Origin of the sequence: Flavobacterium sp. S87F.05.LMB.W.Kidney.N (assembly GCF_004366435.1) — a bacterium.
In the GTDB taxonomy this organism is placed as follows: domain Bacteria; phylum Bacteroidota; class Bacteroidia; order Flavobacteriales; family Flavobacteriaceae; genus Flavobacterium.
On the sequence record NZ_SODX01000003.1, the window covers coordinates 747751 to 769414 of the forward strand.

Sequence of the window (21664 nt, forward strand, 5' to 3'; positions counted from 1 at the left end):
GTACTACAACGTTGTAATTGTTTAATTTGGCTCTACTAACTTAAACGATTACGTACTGTATGAAAAATTTTATTTTTAGCTTTTTAGCTCTCTTGTTACTGCCATCATATATGATGGTACAGGCACAAGCAATTAAAGGAAAAGTAGTAGACAGTAGTGGAATGGGAATTCCTGGTGCAATTATTAGTGCTCCAGAATCTAGAACTTCTGCTGATGCTGACTTTGACGGTAATTTTACCATTAATGCTAAGGTTGGAGAAACTCTCAAGATCTCTATGCTTGGTTTCGACTCAGTTTCTGTACCTGCAGCTGCTGGCGTTATGTCAATTACTTTAAAAGAAGCAGGTGATACTGCATTAAAAGAAGTAGTTGTTATTGGTTACGGTACCAGAAAAAAAATTGATAATACTTCTGCTGTAAGCTCAATTAAATCTGAAGAAATTACTAAGATGAAAGTACTGAATGCTTCACAAGCTATACAAGGTAAAGCTGCAGGGGTTCAGGTATCTACTTCAGATGCACCAGGAAGTACACCATCAGTTATAATTAGAGGAGCTGGTAGTGCATTAGGAGGAAAAAATCCTTTATATGTTGTTGATGGTATGCCTACAGAAAATATCAATAACATTAATACTAATGACATTACTTCATATGAAGTTTTAAAAGATGCTTCTTCATTAGCTATCTACGGAACTAGAGGTGCTAACGGTGTAATTATGATTACAACTAAAGCAGGTAAAGGAAAACTTACTGTTGATGTGGAAAGTTTTGCAGGATTTAGAACACCTTTAAAGAAGGTGAAAATGGCAAATGCTGCGGAATATGTTAACTACAGTAATGTTGCTTATAGTGGTGATTTTCCACAAGGAAGATTTTCTGCAAATCAGCCATATAATACTAATTGGTTTGACGAAATCACAAGAACAGGATCGTATACTCAAAACAATATTGCAATCTCTGGATCTTCAGAAAATGTAAAATATTTCTTTAGTGTTGGAAATTACGAAGAAAAAGGAATATTAAATGGATCTGATTACGGACGTACTACAATCAGAAACAACAATGAGTTTAAGCTTTCAGAAAAAGTAAGAATTACTCAAAATCTTAGTGTAAGTACTATTAAGAACACACCGATGCCTTTAAGTGCATTTACAAATGCTTACAGGCAATCTCCATTAGTTCCTGTTCGTTATCCTGATGGGAAATACGGCGTTCCATTTATATCAAATGGAGTTGTTGCAGAAACTGGCGCATCATTTAATAACGTTGGAAATCCAGTAGCTCAATTAGATTATACTAATGAGCAGCAACAAAGTGTTATTTTACAAGGAGGTTTAAAATTGGATTATGATATCATTAAATCTTTAAAATTTACATCGCAGTTTAATGGTGAATTTTACACATACAAGCAGTACAACTATGTAGACAACGTGGCACTTTGGCTAGCGGCAGATCCTACTCGTGTAGAAACAGGTTATCCATCAAGTTTGAATATCAATACTTTAACTAGAGGAAGAGATCAGTATTTCAATTGGAATCTATCAAATTACTTAACTTATAATAAAGTTTTTGCAGACATTCATGATATCGAAGTTACTGCTGGTATTGAAGCGAATGTTCAAGGTACTAGAGAGAAATTAACGATTGATAGAAAAAATGTTAATCCTAATTCTGACTATTGGTCTTTGAAAGATATAAATGTTGCTAGTTCAGTTACAGGTTATAAAGATGAGGCTCTTAATCAAAGAAGATTAGCATCTTATTTTGCACGTTTCCAATATAAATTAATGGATAGATATTTACTTACAGGAACTGTAAGACGTGACGGATCATCTCAGTTTTCTGATGACAATCGTTGGGGAACATTTCCTTCTGTTGGTTTAGGATGGATAATATCGAAAGAAAGTTTTTTAAGCAATGTAGAGATCATCAATTTATTAAAATTAAGAGGATCATGGGGTAGATTAGGAAATCAAAATGTCCCATTAAACACTCAGGTGTTTACTTCAGGAGTTGACGTGCCAGGTCTTGGTTCAGGTACAACAATTAATTCTCAGATAGACCCAAGCTTATCTTGGGAGATCGTAGAAGAACTTTCAGGTGGTTTTGATTTTGAATTATTGAAGAATAGATTAAAAGGATCTTTTGATTTATATGATAAGAAAACAACCAATACAATTCTTAATGTAAAGCCTTATGCAACTTCAGGATATAATGTACCGACATATTCACATATTGGAGAAGTATCTAATAAAGGTTATGAAGTTGCATTACGTTGGGATGATAAAATAAATGATAATTTAAGCTACTGGGTAGGAGGTAATTATTCTCATAATAAAAATGAACTTTCAAGTCTTAAAAATGCACAAATTGCTCCGACTGTTGGTGGAAGTTTAGGGAATGGTCAAAACACCAAGATACTAGATAATACTTCATTAGGACAGCCTTTGGGAAGTTTTTACATGTACGAATTTGCAGGAATCGATCCAACAAATGGCAATATGTTGTACTATACAGCAAATGGAGATAAAGTAGTTCAAACTGCATTAAATGAAAGAACAGATAAAAAATATGTAGGAACAGTTTTACCAACATCTACTTATGGGGTTACTTTAGGTTTGACGTATAAAAATATTGATTTTTCTGTTGACGGTTACGGAACAGGTGGAGCAAAAGTTTATAATGGAAAAAAAGCGCAGCGTTTTGGTGGTGAAAACATAGAGGCTTCTGTAGCTCGTGATTTCTGGTCACCAACTAATACAACATCTGCTAATCCTAGACCTTCTAACGAGACACCTTACGCTTCAACCTTCTTCTTAGAGTCTGCAGATTATTTTAGAATTAACAATATTACTTTAGGATATAAACTTCCTATAGGTGAAAATAATTTTATTAGTTATTGCAGATTATATGTAAATGCAATTAACCCATTTATCTCTCAAAAATTCTCAGGATTTTCACCTGATGTAGTGAGCGATGGTAAATTGGTTGAAGGTACTCAAGGGGTAGAGCTAGATGCTTATCCTGCATTGAGATCATTCGTTATAGGTGCTAACTTAAAATTTTAATATTATGAAAAGAATATATATATCAGTATTTGTGCTGTCTGGATTGCTTTTTTCAGCATGTGCAGATGATTTTTTAGATGTAAGTCCAACAGAATCAATTCCTGTTGATTTAGAGGTAATAAATAGTGATTCAGGTGCTTCTGGTTTAGTAACTGCAGTTTACAATCAATTTTTAGGCTGGGATATGTCTTCTTTTGGATGGAATGCCGTTACCAGTATAATTTCAGATGATGCAGATAAGGGGTCTGATCCAGGAGATGCAGGTACTGATAAAGATATTATTGATGCTTTAACTTATAATGCTTCAACTCCTTCATTTCAGTCAACTTGGGATGCGAATTATGCTGGAATTAACAGATGTAATCAAGCTTTAGATCTTCTTCCTAAGTTGGATAAAGTAACACCAGCTATAAAAACAAGATTAATTGGCGAGGCAAAATTCATGCGAGCTTTCATGTATTTTACTTTAGTAAAGGGATATGGCGGTGTTCCAATTATAGATCATTTATCTGGAGTTCCACTTTCAGATGAAGATAGAGAAATGCAGTTAACACGTAAACCAGCGGCAGATGTTTATGCTTTTATAGAAAAAGACTTAAATGACGCAATAGCTAGTTTACCTGAAAAATCAGCTTATTCTGGAGCAGATAAATCTAGAGCTTCTAAAGGTGCAGCTTATGCATTATTAGCAAAAGTAAGTTTATACCAGAAAAAATGGCAGGCAGTTATTGACAATTGTGATAAAGTAACAGGATATACTTTAGTGACAGATTATGCTGCACAATATAAAAAAGAAGGAGAATTTGGTCCTGAATCTATTTTTGAAATTAACGGGGTTGGTTCAACTTCTAGTCCAGGATTCGGAATTGGTAACTATTCAGTTTCTCAAGCACCACGTGGTGCTGGAGGATGGGGCTGGGGTTTTAATACACCATCTCAAAATTTAGCTGATGCTTATGAGTCAGGTGACGTAAGAAGAGCGGCAACGATTATATTTAGAGGTTCAGTTTTGTATGATGGAAGGGAAGTACCTTCAACTGTAGCAAATCCAATGTATAACTATAAAGCCTATTCTTCCGATTTTTACAATCAGGAATTTACAGATACAAATCTTAGATACTTAAGATATGCTGAGGTAATATTAATGAAAGCTGAAGCTTTAAATGAACTTGGACAAACTTCTGAAGCTATTCCTTTAGTAAATATGATTCGTAAAAGAGCAGGTTTAAGTGATACACCTTTTACTTCTCAAACTGATATTAGAAAAGCAATTTATAAAGAAAGAAGATTGGAATTTGCTTTTGAACATGACAGATGGTTTGATATTGTTAGAACTGGTCAAGCACAAGCAGCTATGGCAGCTGACGGAAAAACTTTTATTGTTGGAAAACATGAGCTATGGCCTATTCCAACTACATTCTTAAGAGAAGCAGCGGGCTATTCTGAACAAAATCCAGGTGGATATTAAATAAAAATTTTTAAAGTCACTTCCCCCTCAGAATTATTCGGGGGAAGTGATTATTTATTACAATCTCAAAAATCTCTATAATGATTAGAATTTCAGTTTTATTTTTAGCTTTTACTCTTTTTGGTTGTGGATCGAATGCGGATAAGGCAAAAGAAAATGCAGCAGAAAATACTTCTGTTACTACATTAACAGACGAACAGCTTTTAGATGCTGTTCAAAAACAAACTTTTAAATATTTCTGGGATTACGCAGAACCAAACTCTGGATTAGCCAGAGAGCGTTACCATCCAGACGGAAATTATCCTGAAAACGATTCCAATATTGTAACAACAGGTGGTTCTGGTTTTGGTTTAATGGCTCTTGTTTCAGGAATGTCTCAAGGTTATATTACAAAAGAGCAAGGAGTTGAAAGACTGAACAAAATTGCAGATTTTTTAGGCAAAGCAGATCGTTTTCACGGAGCATGGTCTCATTGGATCGATGGAAATACGGGAAAAGTAAAGCCTTTTGGAACCAAGGATAATGGCGGCGACTTAGTCGAAACTTCATTTTTGGTTGCAGGAATGATTACTGTTCGTGAATATCTTAAAGATGGTTCTGAAAAAGAAAAAGCAGTTGCTCAAAAATATGATGCACTTTGGAAAGGTGTTGACTGGCAATGGTATACAAACAATAAAAATGTACTATACTGGCATTGGTCGCCTAATTACGCATGGCAAATGGATTTTCCATTAAAAGGATATAATGAATGTTTAATTACTTATGTAATGGCAGCATCTTCGCCAACACATTCAATTGATGCGAAAGCGTATCATGAAGGATGGGCGAGAAGCGGAGACATCGTTTCTCCTAAAACAAAATATAATATTCCTTTAATTTTAAAACATAATGGTGCAGAAGAATTCGGCGGTCCTTTATTCTGGGCACACTATTCTTATGTAGGTCTAGATCCAAATCAATTGAGCGATAAATATGCAAATTACTGGGATTTAAACGTAAATCAGACTAAAATAAATTATCAATACTGTATTGAAAATCCAAAAAAGGTTGAGGGATATGGTGCTGATTATTGGGGACTAACAGCGTCATATTCCAGAAACCCTGATGGTTCTATTGGATACAATGCACATATGCCAAGCAATGATCAAGGTGTGATTTCGCCAACCGCAGCAATCAGTTCAATTGTATATACGCCGAAAGAATCAATGGCTTTAATACGCAATCTTTACGAAAATCATAAAGAAGAAACATGGGGCAATGCCGGGTTTTATGATGCTCTAAGTTTAGGAAATAAATGGGTTGCAAAACGTTATTTAGCAATCGATCAAGGACCAGAAGTAGTTATGATCGAGAACTACAGAACAGGTCTATTATGGAAATTATTTATGAATGCACCTGAAGTAAAACAAGGTTTGACAAAACTTGGATTTAAATCAGGAAAATACGGGATTTAAAAAATTAGTATGAAGCATAAATTAATTTTTTTATCCCTGTTGATTTCGACATTTGGTTTTAGCCAAAGTGAAACAACTGGAAAAATTAATACAGTAGTAATGGCAAAGTATGAGCTGGGCTATGTATTACATAAACCCGCAAATACAAAAGAAAAAAAGCCTTTAATAGTTTTTATTTCTGGTGATGGAGAAAAAGGAAATGATCTTGAAAAAGTAAAAATTAATGGTCCTTTAAAATATCTAAAAACACATCAATTAGATGCTTACGTTCTGGCTCCTCAATGTAAAGAAGATGAAAATTGGGATATAGAATCGATTTATCAGCTGATTTTAAAAATCCAGAAAGAAAACAAAATTGATTCAGAAAGAATATATGTTACTGGTTTGAGCTCAGGAGGCTGGGCTTCATGGAATTTGGCTTTTGCACATCCGGATCTATTTGCAGCAAACGTACCTGTCGCTGGTTTTGTAGATTTAATTCAGTTAGAGCACGCTTGTGAAATAGCCAATATTCCAACCAGAATTTTTCACGGATTACTGGATGATGTTGTAAACGTGAATTATGCGTTCACAATTTACAAAGAATTGAAAAAATGTAATGCAAAAGATGTAAAGCTGACCATTTTTGATGATGCCAATCATGACAGCTGGACAAGAGTTTATGATAATGCAGCTATTTACGACTGGATGTTACAGCAGAGAAAAACGAATACAAACAAATAAATAAAATAGAATGAAAAACAAATTAGTCTTACTTTTTTTAGGATGTGCTGTTTTGGGTTACGCTCAAAAAAAGAACACTAAAAATACAGTGAAAATTAAACCAAAGTCTGAATTTGTGGCGGAATTAATGTCAAAAATGACTTTAGACGAGAAATTGGGTCAATTAAACTTGCCAACATCTGGTGACATCACTACAGGGCAGGCAAACAGCTCAAATGTGGCAAAAAATATTGCTGAGGGTAAAGTGGGAGGTTTGTTTAACATTAAATCAGTTCAAAAAATTAAAGAAGTACAGAAAATTGCGGTTGAACAAAGCCGTTTGAAAATTCCGTTGCTTTTTGGTATGGATGTTATTCATGGTTACGAAACAACATTCCCAATTCCGTTAGGACTTTCTTGTACTTGGGATATGGGATTAATTGAAAGAAGTGCTCAGATTGCTGCAAAAGAAGCTAGTGCAGACGGAATAAACTGGACATTCTCTCCAATGGTTGACGTTTCTCGCGATCCTCGCTGGGGAAGAGTTTCTGAAGGTTCAGGAGAAGATCCATATTTAGGAAGCCAGATTGCAAAAGCAATGGTAAACGGTTATCAGCAGCATGATCTTTCAAAAAATAACTCAATTTTAGCTTGTGTGAAACACTTCGCTTTATACGGTGCGCCAGAAGCAGGACGTGATTATAATACTGTAGACATGAGCCATATCAGAATGTTTAATGATTATTTTCCTCCTTACAAAGCGGCAGTTGATGCAGGTGTAGGTTCGGTTATGGCATCTTTCAACGAAATTGATGGAATTCCAGCAACTGGAAATAAATGGTTAATGACAGATGTTCTTAGAAAACAATGGGGTTTCAAAGGTTTTGTGGTAACAGACTTTACAGGAATTCCTGAAATGATCGAACACGGAATGGGAGATTTACAACAAGTTTCTGCTTTAGCTTTAAACGCTGGAGTTGAAATGGATATGGTTGGAGAAGGTTTCTTAGGTACTTTGAAAAAATCTTTAGACGAAGGAAAAGTAAAAATCGAAACAATCGATAATGCTGTAAAACTTATTTTAGAAGCAAAATATGATTTAGGATTGTTCCAAGATCCGTATAAATATTGTGATGAAAAAAGAGCTAAAACTGAAATCTTTACAATGGATAGCAGAAAAGAAGCACGTCAAATTGCCTCTCAATCATTGGTTTTATTGAAAAATCAAAACCAATTATTACCTCTTAAAAAATCAGGAACTATCGCCCTTATCGGACCATTAGCAGATGCTAAAGAAAATATGCCCGGAACTTGGAGTGTAGCTACTAAAATGGAAAATGCTGTCTCATTACTAGCAGGTATTAAAGAAGTTGCAGGAGCAGGAACTAAAGTTTTATATGCTAAAGGAAGTAATTTAGATTATGATGAAACTTTTGAAACAAACGCTACAATGTTTGGAAAAACATTACACCGTGATGCACGTTCAAAAGAAGATTTGTTAGCAGAAGCTTTAAAAGTTGCTCAACAATCAGATGTAATTGTTGCTGCTCTTGGAGAATCTGCAGAAATGAGCGGGGAATCTAGCAGCCGTACAAACTTGGAAATTCCACAAGCACAAAAAGATTTATTAAACGCTTTATTAAAAACAGGAAAACCAGTTGTTTTAGTTTTATTTGACGGACGTCCACTAGTGATTACTGAAGAAGAAAAAACAGTTCCAGCGATTTTAAATGCTTGGTTTGCGGGTACAGAAGCAGGTTACGCTATTGCTGATGTTTTATTTGGAGATGTAAATCCATCAGGAAAATTAACTTCAACTTTTCCAAGAAGTGTTGGACAATTGCCAATTTACTACGCTCATAAAAATACTGGAAGACCTCTTTCTAACACAGAAGGAAAATTCGAGAAATTCAGATCAAACTATATTGACGAAAGAAACGAGCCATTATTCCCGTTCGGATTTGGTTTAAGCTACACTACTTTTGATTATTCAAACCTTAAAATTTCTTCTGATAAAATGAATTTCAGCGGAAAATTAAAAGTAACAGTTGATGTAACAAACACTGGAAATTTTGACGGAAAAGAAACAGTTCAATTATACATTAGAGATTTAGTTGGTTCAGTAACAAGACCAGTTAGAGAACTAAAAGGTTTCCAAAAAATAACACTTAAAAAAGGTGAAAAACAAACAGTAAGTTTCGACATTACTGTTGAAGATTTAAAATTTTATAATTCTGATTTACAATTCGTAGCAGAACCTGGACAGTTTGATATTTTCGTTGGAGGAAATTCAAATGCCGATAAGAAAGTTAGTTTTGAGTTAACTAAATAGTTGGTTTATTGATTAGTGAGAAGCCCTTCATTTGGAGGGCTTTTTTTTAAACTGAAAAACCTTTTTTGTAATTTTTTAACTACGTTTATGGTGAATACTTTTAAAATATCCCGCTCTATTTTTCTATTTTCAATGCTAATTGCTTTTTCTTGTTGCAATGCACAAAAAAATGCAATTGTAGCACATCGCGGTGCATGGAAAAAAAATAACCTGCCAGAAAATTCTATTGCATCATTGAGACATGCAATTGATTTAAAATTACCAGGTTCAGAATTCGATGTTTGGAGAACTGCAGATGACTCTCTTGTTATCAATCATGATGCACATTACAACAAAATGCTGATTGAAGAAACCAATTATGCAGATTTGATCAAATTTAAACTTTCCAATGGAGAGAAACTTCCAACATTGCATGAATATATTTCAGAGGGTAAAAGAAACAACAAACAAACTCTTTTGGTCTGCGAAATAAAACCTTCAGAAATAAGTAAGGAAAGAGGAAAAAAGACCGCATTAATGGCAGTTGAAACTATTAAAAAACTTAAAGCAGATAAAAATACCTGCTACATAAGTTTTGATTATGATATTCTAAAACAAATTAGAATGGTTGATGCCAAAACTTCTTTACAATATTTAGAAGGGAATAAATCACCAAAAGAAGTACAAGCAGATAAGATTAATGGTGTAGATTATCATTATTCAGTTTTTCAAAAACATCCAGAATGGATAAAAGAAGCAAAAGACAACAAAATTATCCTAAATGCTTGGACAGTGAATGAAGCTGCAGATATGGATTGGATTATTGAGCATAAATTCAATTATATAACGACGAATGAACCTGAACTTTTAAAGGAAAGATTAAATCTTAAAAAATAATCTTCGAACCTACCAAAAAAATCTAACAATGAAAAAGATATATAAACTGATGACCTTGTCAATTTTATTTGTGATACTTTTTAGTCACAATTTATTGGCGCAAAATTTAGGTAAAACAGAATGGTTTGATCCTAACAAACCAGCAACAACCTATTGTAATCCAATTAATATTGGGTACAATTACACAACTCATAATCACAACGGAATTCCAGAATCACGCCGTTCCAGTGCAGATCCTGTAATTATTACGTATAAAGGCGAATACTATTTATTTGCGACAAATCAGGCAGGTTTCTTTTGGAGTAAAGATATGTCTGATTGGAATTTTGTTTATGGAAGTTTCCAAAGACAGCCAGGCGATGATGACCAATGCGCTCCTGCAGCTTGGGTTGTAAACGACACTTTATTTTATGTAGGTTCAACTTGGAAAAGAGATCATCCAATCTGGAAAACTGCCGATCCAAAATCAGGAAGATGGATACGTCACGTAGACAAAGCAATGCTGCCGACTTGGGATCCTGCAATTTTTCAGGATGATGATAAAAAAGTCTATATGTATTATGGTTCTAGCGGAAAACTGCCTCTTGTAGGTGTTGAGGTTGATTATAAAACTTGGCTTCCAAAAGGGAATCAGGCTGATTATGCTACATTATACAAAGCAACAGAAGTAGAAGATATTCAGCGTCCGTATGGGCAAATAAAAGAAGTTGCAGTTTTGGAACCTTCAGCTCACGGCTGGGAACGTTTCGGACCAAATAATGATATGGAACCAGCACCTTGGGGAAATTTTATTGAAGGAGCTTGGATGACCAAACACAACGGAAAGTATTACATGCAGTATGGCGCGCCTGCAACAGAATTTAAAGGTTATGCAAACGGAGTTCACGTAGGTGATAGTCCACTTGGGCCTTTTACATACCAAAAGCACAATCCGATGTCTTATAAACCAGGCGGATTTGTAATTGGAGCTGGGCATGGAAATACTTTTGCAGATAATTATGGTAATTATTGGAATACTGGAACTTGTAAAATCTCTATTAAAGATCGTTTTGAGCGTCGTATAGATATGTTTCCTGCCGGATTCGATAAAGATGATGTTATGTATTCTATTACATCTTACGGCGATTTTCCTATTGTCTTACCAACAAGTCAGCGTGATCAGACAAAAGGAGCTTCATCAGGCTGGATGTTGCTTTCGTATAAGAAACCAGTAACAGTTTCTTCTTCAGAAGAATGTATGGAAGTAGAAACACACAGAATGGATAACGGAGGCAAAAAAGTATACGAGAAGTTCTGTTACGGACCTGATAACCTTACAGATGAAAACATTCAAACCTATTGGTCTTCTAAAACTAGTAATCCAGGAGAATGGCTTCAAATGGATTTAGGAAGACAAATGGAAATTAATGCTTTGCAGATTAATTATGCAGATCATAAAGCAACTCAATTCAATAAAGCAATGGATATTTATTATCAATATAAGATATTCATGTCTGATGATGCTGTTAATTGGACTCTGGTTGTAGATAAATCTAAAAACGATAAAGATGTACCACATGATTATGTAGAGCTTACAAAAGCGATTAAAGCGCGTTATATCAAAATGGAAAACATTCATAACGCTTCTGGATTATTCGCAATTTCTGATTTCAGGGTTTTTGGAAATGGATTAGCGGCAAAACCAAAAGCAGTTGCTTCTTTTAAAGTGGATAGGAACAAAGCAGATTCTAGAAACGCAATGATTTCTTGGAAAAAGCAAAATGATGCAATTGGATATAATATTTATTACGGAATTTCTCCAGATAAATTATACAACAGTATCATGGTTTATGGAGATAGTTCATACGATTTTAGAGGTCTAGATAAAGACACAAAATATTACTTTACCATAGAGCCTTTTAATGAAAACGGTATTGGAACAAAAAATAAGATTATGGAAGTAAAATAATCTTTATTTATTAAATATTTAAAAGCTCCGATTGCAAATTGAAGAATTTGTAATTGGAGCTTTTTTTTGAGAAAAGGTTGAAAAAATAGCTTCTTAACTCTTAAGAATTTTGTTCCTTTGTGAACATGCCAAAGGCAGAATAAACTCCAAATTACTATAGAAACTATGAAAAAAACGATTCTTTTAACTGCTTTAGTTTTAAACGGATTGCTGTCGTCTGCTCAGTCAAATGACGAAAAAAACATCAAATTATTTTATAAGAAAGCTTTAACCGAAGCAAAATGTTACACTTGGCTGGAATATCTTTCTAATGATATTGGAGCTCGATTATCGGGTTCTAAAGGAGCAGAACTAGCTGTCGATTACACAAAAAGACAATTAGAATCACTTGGATTAGATAAAATATATCTTCAGGAAGTTATGGTGCCGCATTGGGTTAGAGGTGAAAAAGAAACAGCCTACATCTTAGACGGAAAAATAAAAACTGTAGTGCCAATTTGTGCTTTAGGAGGTTCTGTAGCAACTCCAAAAACTGGGATTACTGCAGAGATAATCGAAGTGCAGGGAATTAAAGAATTAGCTGAATTAGGAGCAGATAAAGTAAAAGGGAAAATTGTTTTTTACAACAGACCAATGAACCCTGAAAATATTGAAACTTTTACTTCTTATGGAGCATGTGTTGACCAAAGATATGCAGGAGCAAAAGAAGCTGCAAAACTAGGAGCGGTAGGAACGATCGTTCGTTCAATGAATTTAAGATTAGACGATTTTCCTCATACAGGTGCACAAAGTTATGGTGACTTACCAAAAGAACAATATATTCCAACCGCAGCAATAAGTACAAACGGAGCAGAGCTGTTGAGTAAATCTTTAAGAGTAAATCCAGCTTTAAAGTTCTATTTCAAACAATCTTGTGAAACTTTACCAGACGCATTATCTTATAATGTGATTGGAGAATTGACTGGAACGGTTAGTCCAGAAAATATTATGGTAGTTGGTGGTCACTTAGATTCTTGGGATTTGGCCGATGGTTCTCATGACGATGGAGCAGGAGTAGTGCAAAGTATGGAAGTTATCAGAATTTTAAAAAACTTAAACTACAAACCGAAGAATACGATTCGTGTGGTATTGTTTATGAACGAAGAAAATGGCGGAAAAGGTGGTGCTGAATATGAAAAAGTATCAAAACAAAAGAATGAAAACCACATTTTTGCTTTAGAAAGTGATTCTGGCGGATTTTCACCAAGAGGGTTTTCAATTGAAGCAGATGATGCTAATTTGAAAAAAATTCAAGGATACAAAGATCTTTTTGAGCCCTATTTAGTACATAGTTTTACAATTGGCCACGCAGGTTCAGATATTAGTCATTTAACTTCGCAGGCAATTGTTAAAGCAGGTTTAAAACCAGATTCACAACGTTATTTCGATTATCATCATGCGGCAAATGACAAGTTTGATGCTATCAATAAAAGAGAGCTAGAGCTTGGAGCGGCAACAATGACTTCGCTAATCTATTTGTTAGACCAAAACGGAATTGACATTAAAAAAGCAAATTAAGATTTTAAAAATACATTAATAAAAAAAAGCTATGAGGTTATACTTATAGCTTTTTTTTTATATAAAGCTTTTAGAATCAGGATTTCATCACAATCAAATAGTAAAAGAATGTTATTGGAATATTAGAAAGCAGTAGCAAGATTTTAAAACCTATCTCTTTTCGCTGTTGCGGTAAATGAAGAAATTTTTCTGCCAGATGAATAAACATAATTGCATTAACAATTATTGCCGCTAAAGCAAATGGCCAGGCAATAACTAAAACAGTTGGATCCTCGTTGGAAATAATATATAATGCAAACAAGAATGTAGTAATTACAAATGAACCAATCGTTAATTCTAGAGATTGTTTTTCCTTGAAAGGTTGTTCGTTAATTGTTTTCATTTTACTAAATATTAAAAGTTTGTTGAATAGATTTTATGGGCATAAACAGCATCTTTGAAAAATCCAAATAATGAAATGACAGCGCTTTTCTACCCCTTTTATATTGCTGAAAGAAGTAGTTTATTCGCTTTGGATAAAAGATAGTTCCAGTTAGAATTACCATATACAGATACAAGCTTCTCTTTCCATTTCCAAATAAATAATACTGCATTCCGATTTCTTCATAGACAGAAACTCCTGTATTAGTCAAAACATGAATAATGTCGTGATCTTCCAATTTTTCTTGAATATCAAAATGATTGTTATGAAGAAAACCGCCCAATCCATATCCTAAGCTTTCTTCGGGAAAATCCATTAATTTGGTTTTATCAATTTTCCAAGGTTCATTTTTCTTGAAATATTTTTGATAAGGCTTTTTAGAACATTCATACAATTTTTCTATTAAATAATCTCTCATAAAATGAATTTTAAAAGTTCTTTGAATTTCAAAGTAAATAATGAAATAAAAAAGCTAGAAAGAATATCGACTAGCTTTTTTTATATTTTTTAATAAGTGTCTACTACAGTTTTCAGTAAATTAGAATCAGCAAGATCAGAAGGAGCAACGACTTTTTCTTCTAACGGAATCTCATTGCCATAACGTTCTTTCAATATTTTTTGAACTCTGGGATCGGTTAAGTTAAAGTCTTTCAATTCTCTAAGTTTGGACAATTGAATTCCAGCTGCGTTTTTATAGATTTTCCAGATTAATTCAGAACAATAAATTCGATTGTCTTTCCATTCAAAATAAGCATCATATTCTTTACCATCAAACTGCTGACTGTAGTCTTTCATTTTTTGTAAAACCTGAGGCTTCAAAATATTTTCATTTTTTAATCTTTTCACAACATATTTACTGTCTCTTCCATGCTTAATCCAATCTTCAAGTGGTGTAAGTTTCACGGGTTGAACAGCTTCAAAAACAAACCATTTTCCGTGTATGTCATAAATAATGCCGCAGTGCGAAAACTTCGAATTAGTTGCTATACGAACCGCTTCACATTGTTTTGATTCTGAAGTTTGAAAAATAACATCACCATCTTTAAACTTACTAGTTGTAGTTTTTTCGGGTGCATTTCCCGTAAACGGATTGTTAGGAAAAACTTTTATAGCCACAAATAGGGCACAACCAAAGCTTAAGAAGAAAGTAATAATCGGGAATAGATATTTTTTATTTTTCATAAAGTAAATTTAAAGTACTTTGAAGTACAAAGTAAATAATAAAAAAAATAGCCGCCAAATAAATTGACAGCTATTTTCTAAATATATTTTACAAAATATTAGATTCTAAAAATACCACCAACAGCAATAATACGTTGGAAATAAGTAAAGTGCTGAGAAGCTTTATCTTCAGGACTTGTTGTAGTTTTAATATCCGGCATGTTAATATAACCACCTTTTAACTCTCCTTGAACGTAGAAATGTTTAAAAAAGGTAATATTTAAACCAGCTTTTGCAGAAACACCATAACCAGAAACATGAAAATCATCATGACGTTCTTTTCCTAAAAGTGTTGTATTGGTTTTAGGATATAAAACTCCAGCGCCCAAACCTTCAGTTAAATTAATCTGAACTTTATCAATATTTGGCAATCCAAACCATTTTGAAATATCATCAAATCTCGCTACCTCAGTATTAATGTAATTCAAACCATCAGTATGTTCATACATTAAAAAAGCAGGACCGCCTACCTGAGTTTCACCTTTATCATAGCCGCCTTCCTTAGCGCCGCCTTGAGACATATCTACTGGTCTATTATTGTATTCACCATTGTAGATTGAAGCTGGATCATCGGCAGGTAAATTAATGCTTCCGTTTACGTTTGCAATTTGATTCTGCGCCATTACATATTTCATGTGGTCAACACCGATTGTTACACTATAGTGATCGCTGAAGAAATAACCTAACCTCAAATTGGTTTGTGGAATAGTCATATTTGCAGGATTAACATAATCAACATGCCATCCTTTTGGTTTGTCATGAGCTGCCATATTCTCAACTGTAAAGTTGTAATCTTTACCTCTAAAGTTTACATCAGATTTTGAGTAGCTTTCTCTATTTCCACCCCACATCACAAAGAATTTTCCTTTATTATGAGCAGCGTATTTTTGTACTGGAATTTCCTCCTGAGCAAAAGCGTTTAATGAAACACAAGTCAGAAGAAAAAATAAAATTTTTGTTTTCAAAGAACTTAAGTATTATAAATTAAAATGTATTGACTGTTTTTCTAATAGCTACCAATTTGTTCATTAAACCTTCAAAATAGTCCAAATGAAGCATATTAGCACCATCGCTTTTTGCATTTGCCGGATCAAAATGTGTTTCGATAAAAATTCCGTCAACTCCAACTGCAATACCAGCTTTAGCAACAGTTTCAATCATATCAGGTCTTCCTCCTGTAACACCAGCAGTTTGATTTGGCTGTTGTAAAGAATGCGTTACATCTAGAACCGTAGAAGCATATTGCTGCATAGTAGGAATACCTCTAAAATCAACAATCATGTCTTGATAACCAAACATAGTACCACGATCTGTAACCATAACATTTTCATTATTACAGTCTAATACTTTTTGTACAGCATGTTTCATGCTCTCAGGACTCATAAATTGTCCTTTTTTTAAGTTAACTACTTTTCCAGTATTTGCAGCAGCAACTACAAGATCAGTCTGACGCACCAAGAAAGCTGGAATCTGCAAAACATCTACATATTGTGCAGCCATGTCAGCATCTTCGTTAGTATGAATATCTGTAACCGTTGGAACATGGAAAGTTTCAGAAACTTTTCTTAAGATTTTTAAAGCTTTTTCGTCACCAATTCCAGAAAAACTATCAATTCTAGATCGGTTTGCTTTTTTGAAAGATCCCTTGAAAACATAAGGAATCTGAAGTTTGTCGGTAATACCAACTAATTTTTCAGCAATTCTAAGAGCCATTTCTTCTCCTTCGATAGCGCAAGGTCCCGCCAATAAAAAGAAGTTTCCGCTGTCAGTATGCTTAATTTGTGGAATATGTTGTAAATTCATAATATGATTTTTTGACAGTGCAAAGGTAGTCATGATTTATGAATACAAGATGAAGATTTAAGATTATTTTATGAATGCTTTGCGAGGCTATAGCTTTTGAAATCACTAGTTATTTCTCGTCAAGTATTTCCTGCATCGTATTATAAATTTCTATAATTGTTTTTTGATTTCTATTTTCTTTATGATAAAGCAATGAAGAGTAAATAATAGTATTTTGATTGTTGGATTTACAGTTAATTACATTATCTTTTTTTAAAATTGTACTTTCAATCCCGCTTCTTGGAATACCATCTATTAAAAACTTTAAATCGTTTAATACTTTTGTTGTCTTTATCATCACAAACATAAAGCATGGAATTTTGTGAGTTTTTGAAAAATGCAATAATAATTGATTGTATAGTTATGGAAACTTGAATGTCTAACTTTTCTATTTTATCAGTTATTTTTTCTACAATAATTTGAAAAATATTATTGATATCTAATCCTGATATAGCACTAAAAGTTTCATCAACAATAAATGCTACACGATATTCTATTTCGTTTTTTGTAATAAAATAATAGAACTGAGGATTTTCGTTTAGGAAGTAATTATAGGGGATTAGCAAGTTTGATACCTTTTTGTTTTAAAGTTTCAATACTCGTTTGACCTCTCAAAAATGATTGTACAACATTTTTATCACTAACCATTTTTGTTACTGATTCTATGACCCTTTCTTTATTTGTTGTAATCTTTTTCATACTGCAAATTTATAAAATCTTTTTAATTATAAAAATCAATGTTTAGTTAAATAGAAAGATGTTCAGAAATAAAAGTGGTCGATTAAAAAAATAAAAGTTCAGTCCAAGTAATGCAATGACTAATAGGAAAATTAAAAAAGCAAAATAACCTTAATCAAAATTATTATACTTAGAATTATATTTCTTACTTCAGTCTCAATCCCACAGGAACCATTAAAATTCCTTTTTCATAAACATTCAAATAAAGCTTAATCGGCTTTTTCTGTCCTTCCCATTTCAATTCGTAAACATTCAAAAAACCAGCGCCCATATTACTTCTTTTGGTTGGAAACGGACAACAGGTTTCTAATTTTGTATAAGTAATTTTTTCACCGCTTGGTCCCGCCAGCGCATTCAGGAAACGAGATTCATTAAGAGTTTCGCTATTAGTATTTTGAAAAAATATATTTATTGGATAATCAGGATCGTAACCGTATTTTTTGTCTTTAGCAAATTGAGTGATAAGGAAAGTATTGTCTTTCTTCAAAATCAAATCAGGCGCGTTGTCGTCTACATTTTTTAAGGTTGATTTTGTGCTCACACAAGAAGTTGCAGTGATTAATAAAACAATAAAAAGGGTTATTTTTTTCATGGGTTATAATATTGTAATAACAGTTAGTTTCAGTATTCCAAATACAGTTTTGAACACTAAAAAATTATTCTTCTACTTTTTTGCGGTTTAGTTTTAAAATACCAATTACAATCAGATATTGTGCCAGAAGATAAGTCAGCATAATAAAAAATGAGCTTTTCGGAATTGGAGCATAAAATTTGTTTATCGCCAAAATGCTATCTGAAATAATGAATAAAAATGCTCCTGAAAAGACGAGTAAATTTCCAGGTTTTTCCCAGACTAAGAACCCGTTAAAGGCAAATAAAAGCATAATGGAAATAATTGATGCATAAATTGTAACAGGAATTTTTAAATCTCCTAAAAACGGCATTAAAAAAGAAACCATGCCAATTAAATATAAAGCAATTAAAATGCTTCCAAAAATAAAAACTGATCTGTTCTGCTTTTTTCTAATTTTATTCAGTTGATTAAACAAAATACAATAGATAATATGGGCTGTCAAAAAAGATACTAAACCCAATATGAAATATATTTCACCAAGATCTGTAAATAACAGAATAACGTCTCCAATCCAAGAAAATACAAGTGCGCTTAATAAGGTATTTTTAGTTGGAAATTTTCTAAAAAAATAAACACCAAACCCAATAATTGGTATTAATATGGGTTTTAAAAACAGATCGAATCGCTCGTAACCAGATACCAGAATAATCAGGTATAGTATACTGAACGCTAAATAAATTTTGTAAAAATAAGAGTTTCTCATAATAGGGGATTATGATTGATATATGGTTTTGGTTTGTTCTTAAATTCAATATTGACAAAATAGATTGTCACGAAAAGAGAGAATATTAAGTATGTAAAAATAATATAATTACTAATGGGAATTACACGATTTAAGCCAAACCAATCTCCAAAGTAAGCCACAATACCAATTACTGTTATCAATCTAAAACTTTCCCATAAAACAGAAAATCTGCTTTTATCCATTAATTCTGAGTAACTGTAGATCGTAATAAAAATAAAAAAGCCATAAATAAAGATGTTTGGAAAACCAATTGTGGCAATGTTTTCAAATAAATAGCTTACAAATAATAAAGTGATTAAAACTTGAATTACAGACCAGTAGATTAATCTTTGAGAGTTTTGTGTTCCGTATTTTTCAAAATCAAAAACATTTTCAATTTTGTTTACGGGATATTTTTCTTCAAAGTTTTCCGGACGCCAGCCAGTTGGTTTAAACCAGATCGTTAATTTGTCTTTCCATTTAGGAGCTCGCCAGGCATCTTTTACTAATAAACTTAAATGCTGAAAATTAATCTTAATAGGATTCCATGTATTGGCAGGTCTTGTGATTCCAAAAACTGGCGGAACATCGTCTAATTCTTCCTGAAAAGTGCCAAAAAGTTTATCCCAGAAAATAAAAATCTGCGAATGATTCTTATCTAAATATTCTGGATTAATCGCATGGTGCACACGATGATGTGAAGGAGTTACTAGAATTTGTTCAATAAATCCCATTTTTTTAATGTGTTTGGTGTGATACCAAAATTGTAAAAACAAATGAATAGGAAGTGTTATCGCAATTACAGAAGCCGGAACACCTAAAAGAGCTGCGGGAATCAATAAAAACGTAAATAAATTAACCAAGCTGGCAATAGGCTGGCGAAGCGCACACGCAAGATTAAACTCTTCACTGCTGTGATGAATGGCATGTTTATTCCAAAGAAAGTTAATTTGATGTGCTAGTCGATGGCTCCAATATCCGTAAAAATCAATAACAAAAAAAGCAATGAAATAGGAGAGGACATTTGCTTCTAAATGCTGTAATGCAATTTTAGAAACCAGCCATTCGTAGGAGAGAAAAGTAATGCTGAGGCCCAAAACATCTTTTACAGAATTGGTTATTCCAGAACTTATGCTCGATACGCTGTCTATGAGAGGTGCAGTATCATTTTTTGTGTAAATGCCGTATACTTTTTCGATGATAATCAAGGTCAAAAAAATAGGCATTGCAATAATCAATATTTTTCCGTATTCCTCCATAAAAAAAACATTCTATTTAATTCAAATATAGAATAAAATAGAATGTTTTTTAAAATATTTTCAACTAAACGATTTCAGCGCTAAGTCCCGCTTCTAAAAGTTGTGTACATTGAGGTTTTAATTTGTCTATTGGCCCTGTTTTTACAGTGCATTTTCCGTTGTAATGTACAATTAAAGAGCATTGCTCAGCTTGTTCAGCTGTGTGACTGCATACACGCATAAGAGTATCAATTACGTGGTCAAAAGTGTTTACATCGTCATTGTAAACTATGATTTCGTTATTGAAACCCGTTGCTTCTTTCTCGCGAATTCTTTCTCTAACTTTTTCTTTAGTACTCATTTTTTTTAAGTTTTTGTACTGATGTAATTACTAATATCTAATTTACGTATTTTAATGATACCCAGTTGTTTCTTTGAAACTTTTTAACATAAGTCAATCCTTTTTCAACGCAAGAAGCATCAATAAATGGAATATCTTCTTCATAAAAACCACTAAAAAGAATAATTCCTTTTGGGTTCAAACAATCAACATAAGCCTGCATATCATTCAATAAAATATTTCTATTGATGTTTGCAATAATTAAATCATATTTTTTGCCTGCCAATAAAGCTGCATCGCCCTCATAAACGCTGATATGTTTACAATTATTGCGTTCTGCATTTTCAATAGAATTCAAATAACACCAATTGTCAATATCAATTGCGTGTATTGGTTCAGCCCCTTTCATTTCAGCTAAGATTGCTAGGATTGCTGTTCCGCAGCCCATGTCTAAAGTTTTAAGACCTTTAACATCCATTTCTAATAAATGCTGAATCATCATGTGTGTCGTTTCATGATGACCAGTTCCAAAACTCATTTTTGGTTCTATTACAATATCAAATTCGGCATTAGTTTTTGGGTGAAAAGGAGCGCGAACATGGCATTTTCCGTCAACATCAATAGGTTCAAAATTCTTTTCCCATTCCTCATTCCAGTTTACCTGATCTATTTCTTCAACAGTATATTCGATTTTAAACTCTTCAGATTGTAAAATATAAATATCGTCTAGAATATTTTCGTCCCATAAATCTTTCTTCACAAAAGCCGAAATCCCGTTTTCTGTTTCTGTAAAACTTTCAAACGCTTTTTCGCCCAACTCAGCAACTAAAATCTCCGAACCAAGTTCTTTTGGCTCAATCGTAAAATGATATCCTAAATATATATTCGACATAAATAATTTTTTTGCAAAGGTAATTCTTAAATTATAAAATTCAATTTAAAAAAGCCAAATTCCAAATCCCAATACGAAAAAACCATTCGCATCGCGAATGGTTTTTGTAAGTATAAATCTAAAATCTAAAATCTAAAATCTAAAATCTAAAATCTAAAATCTAAAATCTAAAATCTAAAATCTAAAATCTAAAATCTAAAATCTAAAAT

At 33.0% G+C, this 21664-nt stretch carries 21 protein-coding genes; 8 read left to right on the forward strand and 13 right to left on the reverse strand.

Features of this window, described 5'->3' with window-relative positions; translation table 11 throughout:
• The first annotated feature begins 59 nt into the window (after nucleotides 1-59).
• From EDB96_RS12435 to EDB96_RS12470, 8 genes are all read left to right on the forward strand, one after another.
• The gene (locus EDB96_RS12435; RefSeq protein ID WP_134141110.1) at nucleotides 60-3068 is read left to right on the forward strand and encodes a SusC/RagA family TonB-linked outer membrane protein; all 3009 of its coding nucleotides are present in this window, start codon (nucleotides 60-62) and stop codon (nucleotides 3066-3068) included.
• A 4-nt stretch (nucleotides 3069-3072) separates the two neighbouring features.
• Nucleotides 3073-4536 carry a RagB/SusD family nutrient uptake outer membrane protein gene (locus EDB96_RS12440; protein ID WP_134141112.1) on the forward strand — a complete coding sequence of 488 codons (1464 nt, stop codon included), beginning with the start codon at nucleotides 3073-3075 and terminating at the stop codon, nucleotides 4534-4536.
• A gap of 80 nt (nucleotides 4537-4616) precedes the next feature.
• A complete protein-coding gene (locus tag EDB96_RS12445) occupies nucleotides 4617-5990 on the forward strand; it encodes a glucoamylase family protein (RefSeq protein ID WP_134141113.1) in 1374 nt (457 codons plus the stop codon).
• A gap of 9 nt (nucleotides 5991-5999) precedes the next feature.
• Nucleotides 6000-6713: a prolyl oligopeptidase family serine peptidase gene (locus EDB96_RS12450; RefSeq protein WP_134141114.1), complete on the forward strand. Its 714-nt coding sequence runs from the start codon at nucleotides 6000-6002 to the stop codon at nucleotides 6711-6713.
• Nucleotides 6714-6723: 10 nt separating this feature from the next.
• Nucleotides 6724-9024 (forward strand): beta-glucosidase BglX, encoded by a 2301-nt coding sequence (gene bglX / locus EDB96_RS12455; RefSeq protein ID WP_134141115.1) that lies wholly within the window; start codon nucleotides 6724-6726, stop codon nucleotides 9022-9024.
• A gap of 87 nt (nucleotides 9025-9111) precedes the next feature.
• Nucleotides 9112-9900: a glycerophosphodiester phosphodiesterase family protein gene (locus EDB96_RS12460; protein ID WP_243839340.1), complete on the forward strand. Its 789-nt coding sequence runs from the start codon at nucleotides 9112-9114 to the stop codon at nucleotides 9898-9900.
• Between the two features lie 28 nt (nucleotides 9901-9928).
• Nucleotides 9929-11848 (forward strand): discoidin domain-containing protein, encoded by a 1920-nt coding sequence (locus tag EDB96_RS12465; protein WP_134141117.1) that lies wholly within the window; start codon nucleotides 9929-9931, stop codon nucleotides 11846-11848.
• Between the two features lie 165 nt (nucleotides 11849-12013).
• Nucleotides 12014-13405, forward strand: a complete 1392-nt coding sequence (locus EDB96_RS12470; RefSeq protein WP_134141118.1) for a M20/M25/M40 family metallo-hydrolase — start codon at nucleotides 12014-12016, stop codon at nucleotides 13403-13405.
• Nucleotides 13406-13481: 76 nt separating this feature from the next.
• On the opposite strand, the gene EDB96_RS12475 is transcribed toward EDB96_RS12470, so the two are convergent.
• The 13 genes from EDB96_RS12475 to prmA all read right to left on the reverse strand — a co-directional run bounded on the left by EDB96_RS12475 (nucleotide 13482) and on the right by prmA (nucleotide 21455).
• On the reverse strand, nucleotides 13482-13787 hold the full coding sequence (locus EDB96_RS12475) for a hypothetical protein (RefSeq protein ID WP_134141120.1): 306 nt from the start codon (nucleotides 13785-13787) through the stop codon (nucleotides 13482-13484).
• Between the two features lie 4 nt (nucleotides 13788-13791).
• Nucleotides 13792-14244: a hypothetical protein gene (locus tag EDB96_RS12480; protein ID WP_134141121.1), complete on the reverse strand. Its 453-nt coding sequence runs from the start codon at nucleotides 14242-14244 to the stop codon at nucleotides 13792-13794.
• A gap of 89 nt (nucleotides 14245-14333) precedes the next feature.
• Nucleotides 14334-15008 carry a YiiX family permuted papain-like enzyme gene (locus EDB96_RS12485; protein WP_134141123.1) on the reverse strand — a complete coding sequence of 225 codons (675 nt, stop codon included), beginning with the start codon at nucleotides 15006-15008 and terminating at the stop codon, nucleotides 14334-14336.
• A 98-nt stretch (nucleotides 15009-15106) separates the two neighbouring features.
• Nucleotides 15107-16012 carry a hypothetical protein gene (locus EDB96_RS12490; RefSeq protein WP_134141124.1) on the reverse strand — a complete coding sequence of 302 codons (906 nt, stop codon included), beginning with the start codon at nucleotides 16010-16012 and terminating at the stop codon, nucleotides 15107-15109.
• Between the two features lie 19 nt (nucleotides 16013-16031).
• Nucleotides 16032-16850 carry a 3-deoxy-8-phosphooctulonate synthase gene (gene kdsA / locus EDB96_RS12495; RefSeq protein ID WP_057118492.1) on the reverse strand — a complete coding sequence of 273 codons (819 nt, stop codon included), beginning with the start codon at nucleotides 16848-16850 and terminating at the stop codon, nucleotides 16032-16034.
• 109 nt (nucleotides 16851-16959) lie between these two features.
• Nucleotides 16960-17196 carry a hypothetical protein gene (locus EDB96_RS12500; protein ID WP_134141125.1) on the reverse strand — a complete coding sequence of 79 codons (237 nt, stop codon included), beginning with the start codon at nucleotides 17194-17196 and terminating at the stop codon, nucleotides 16960-16962.
• A complete protein-coding gene (locus EDB96_RS21320) occupies nucleotides 17117-17455 on the reverse strand; it encodes a DUF6169 family protein (RefSeq protein WP_410503719.1) in 339 nt (112 codons plus the stop codon). The genes EDB96_RS12500 and EDB96_RS21320 overlap by 80 nt, the downstream gene beginning before the upstream one ends.
• Nucleotides 17439-17588 (reverse strand): hypothetical protein, encoded by a 150-nt coding sequence (locus tag EDB96_RS21070; protein ID WP_166669299.1) that lies wholly within the window; start codon nucleotides 17586-17588, stop codon nucleotides 17439-17441. The genes EDB96_RS21320 and EDB96_RS21070 overlap by 17 nt, the downstream gene beginning before the upstream one ends.
• A 184-nt stretch (nucleotides 17589-17772) precedes the next feature.
• Nucleotides 17773-18219, reverse strand: a complete 447-nt coding sequence (locus EDB96_RS12505; RefSeq protein ID WP_134141127.1) for a 2-dehydro-3-deoxyphosphooctonate aldolase — start codon at nucleotides 18217-18219, stop codon at nucleotides 17773-17775.
• 64 nt (nucleotides 18220-18283) lie between these two features.
• Nucleotides 18284-18964: a lysoplasmalogenase gene (locus tag EDB96_RS12510; protein ID WP_134141128.1), complete on the reverse strand. Its 681-nt coding sequence runs from the start codon at nucleotides 18962-18964 to the stop codon at nucleotides 18284-18286.
• Complete coding sequence (locus EDB96_RS12515) at nucleotides 18961-20244, reverse strand: sterol desaturase family protein (protein ID WP_134141131.1); 1284 nt, start codon at nucleotides 20242-20244, stop codon at nucleotides 18961-18963. Before EDB96_RS12515 ends, EDB96_RS12510 begins: the two co-directional genes overlap by 4 nt.
• 64 nt (nucleotides 20245-20308) lie before the next feature.
• Nucleotides 20309-20584 (reverse strand): ATP-dependent Clp protease adaptor ClpS, encoded by a 276-nt coding sequence (locus EDB96_RS12520; RefSeq protein ID WP_057118487.1) that lies wholly within the window; start codon nucleotides 20582-20584, stop codon nucleotides 20309-20311.
• A 37-nt stretch (nucleotides 20585-20621) separates the two neighbouring features.
• A complete protein-coding gene (gene prmA, locus EDB96_RS12525; RefSeq protein WP_134141132.1) occupies nucleotides 20622-21455 on the reverse strand; it encodes a 50S ribosomal protein L11 methyltransferase in 834 nt (277 codons plus the stop codon).
• Nucleotides 21456-21664 lie beyond the last annotated feature (209 nt).

Excerpts from the sequence above, each read along its gene's own strand:
- EDB96_RS12435 (WP_134141110.1), top strand. The coding sequence starts at position 60 with ATGAAAAATTTTATTTTTAGCTTTTTAGCTCTCTTGTTACTGCCATCA.
- EDB96_RS12440 (WP_134141112.1), top strand. The coding sequence starts at position 3,073 with ATGAAAAGAATATATATATCAGTATTTGTGCTGTCTGGATTGCTTTTT.
- EDB96_RS12445 (WP_134141113.1), top strand. The coding sequence starts at position 4,617 with ATGATTAGAATTTCAGTTTTATTTTTAGCTTTTACTCTTTTTGGTTGT.
- EDB96_RS12450 (WP_134141114.1), top strand. The coding sequence starts at position 6,000 with ATGAAGCATAAATTAATTTTTTTATCCCTGTTGATTTCGACATTTGGT.
- bglX (WP_134141115.1), top strand. The coding sequence starts at position 6,724 with ATGAAAAACAAATTAGTCTTACTTTTTTTAGGATGTGCTGTTTTGGGT.
- EDB96_RS12460 (WP_243839340.1), top strand. The coding sequence starts at position 9,112 with ATGGTGAATACTTTTAAAATATCCCGCTCTATTTTTCTATTTTCAATG.
- EDB96_RS12465 (WP_134141117.1), top strand. The coding sequence starts at position 9,929 with ATGAAAAAGATATATAAACTGATGACCTTGTCAATTTTATTTGTGATA.
- EDB96_RS12470 (WP_134141118.1), top strand. The coding sequence starts at position 12,014 with ATGAAAAAAACGATTCTTTTAACTGCTTTAGTTTTAAACGGATTGCTG.
- EDB96_RS12475 (WP_134141120.1), bottom strand. The coding sequence starts at position 13,787 with ATGAAAACAATTAACGAACAACCTTTCAAGGAAAAACAATCTCTAGAA.
- EDB96_RS12480 (WP_134141121.1), bottom strand. The coding sequence starts at position 14,244 with ATGAGAGATTATTTAATAGAAAAATTGTATGAATGTTCTAAAAAGCCT.
- EDB96_RS12485 (WP_134141123.1), bottom strand. The coding sequence starts at position 15,008 with ATGAAAAATAAAAAATATCTATTCCCGATTATTACTTTCTTCTTAAGC.
- kdsA (WP_057118492.1), bottom strand. The coding sequence starts at position 16,850 with ATGAATTTACAACATATTCCACAAATTAAGCATACTGACAGCGGAAAC.
- EDB96_RS12500 (WP_134141125.1), bottom strand. The coding sequence starts at position 17,196 with ATGTTTGTGATGATAAAGACAACAAAAGTATTAAACGATTTAAAGTTT.
- EDB96_RS21070 (WP_166669299.1), bottom strand. The coding sequence starts at position 17,588 with ATGAAAAAGATTACAACAAATAAAGAAAGGGTCATAGAATCAGTAACA.
- EDB96_RS12505 (WP_134141127.1), bottom strand. The coding sequence starts at position 18,219 with ATGAAAAAAATAACCCTTTTTATTGTTTTATTAATCACTGCAACTTCT.
- EDB96_RS12510 (WP_134141128.1), bottom strand. The coding sequence starts at position 18,964 with ATGAGAAACTCTTATTTTTACAAAATTTATTTAGCGTTCAGTATACTA.
- EDB96_RS12515 (WP_134141131.1), bottom strand. The coding sequence starts at position 20,244 with ATGGAGGAATACGGAAAAATATTGATTATTGCAATGCCTATTTTTTTG.
- EDB96_RS12520 (WP_057118487.1), bottom strand. The coding sequence starts at position 20,584 with ATGAGTACTAAAGAAAAAGTTAGAGAAAGAATTCGCGAGAAAGAAGCA.
- prmA (WP_134141132.1), bottom strand. The coding sequence starts at position 21,455 with ATGTCGAATATATATTTAGGATATCATTTTACGATTGAGCCAAAAGAA.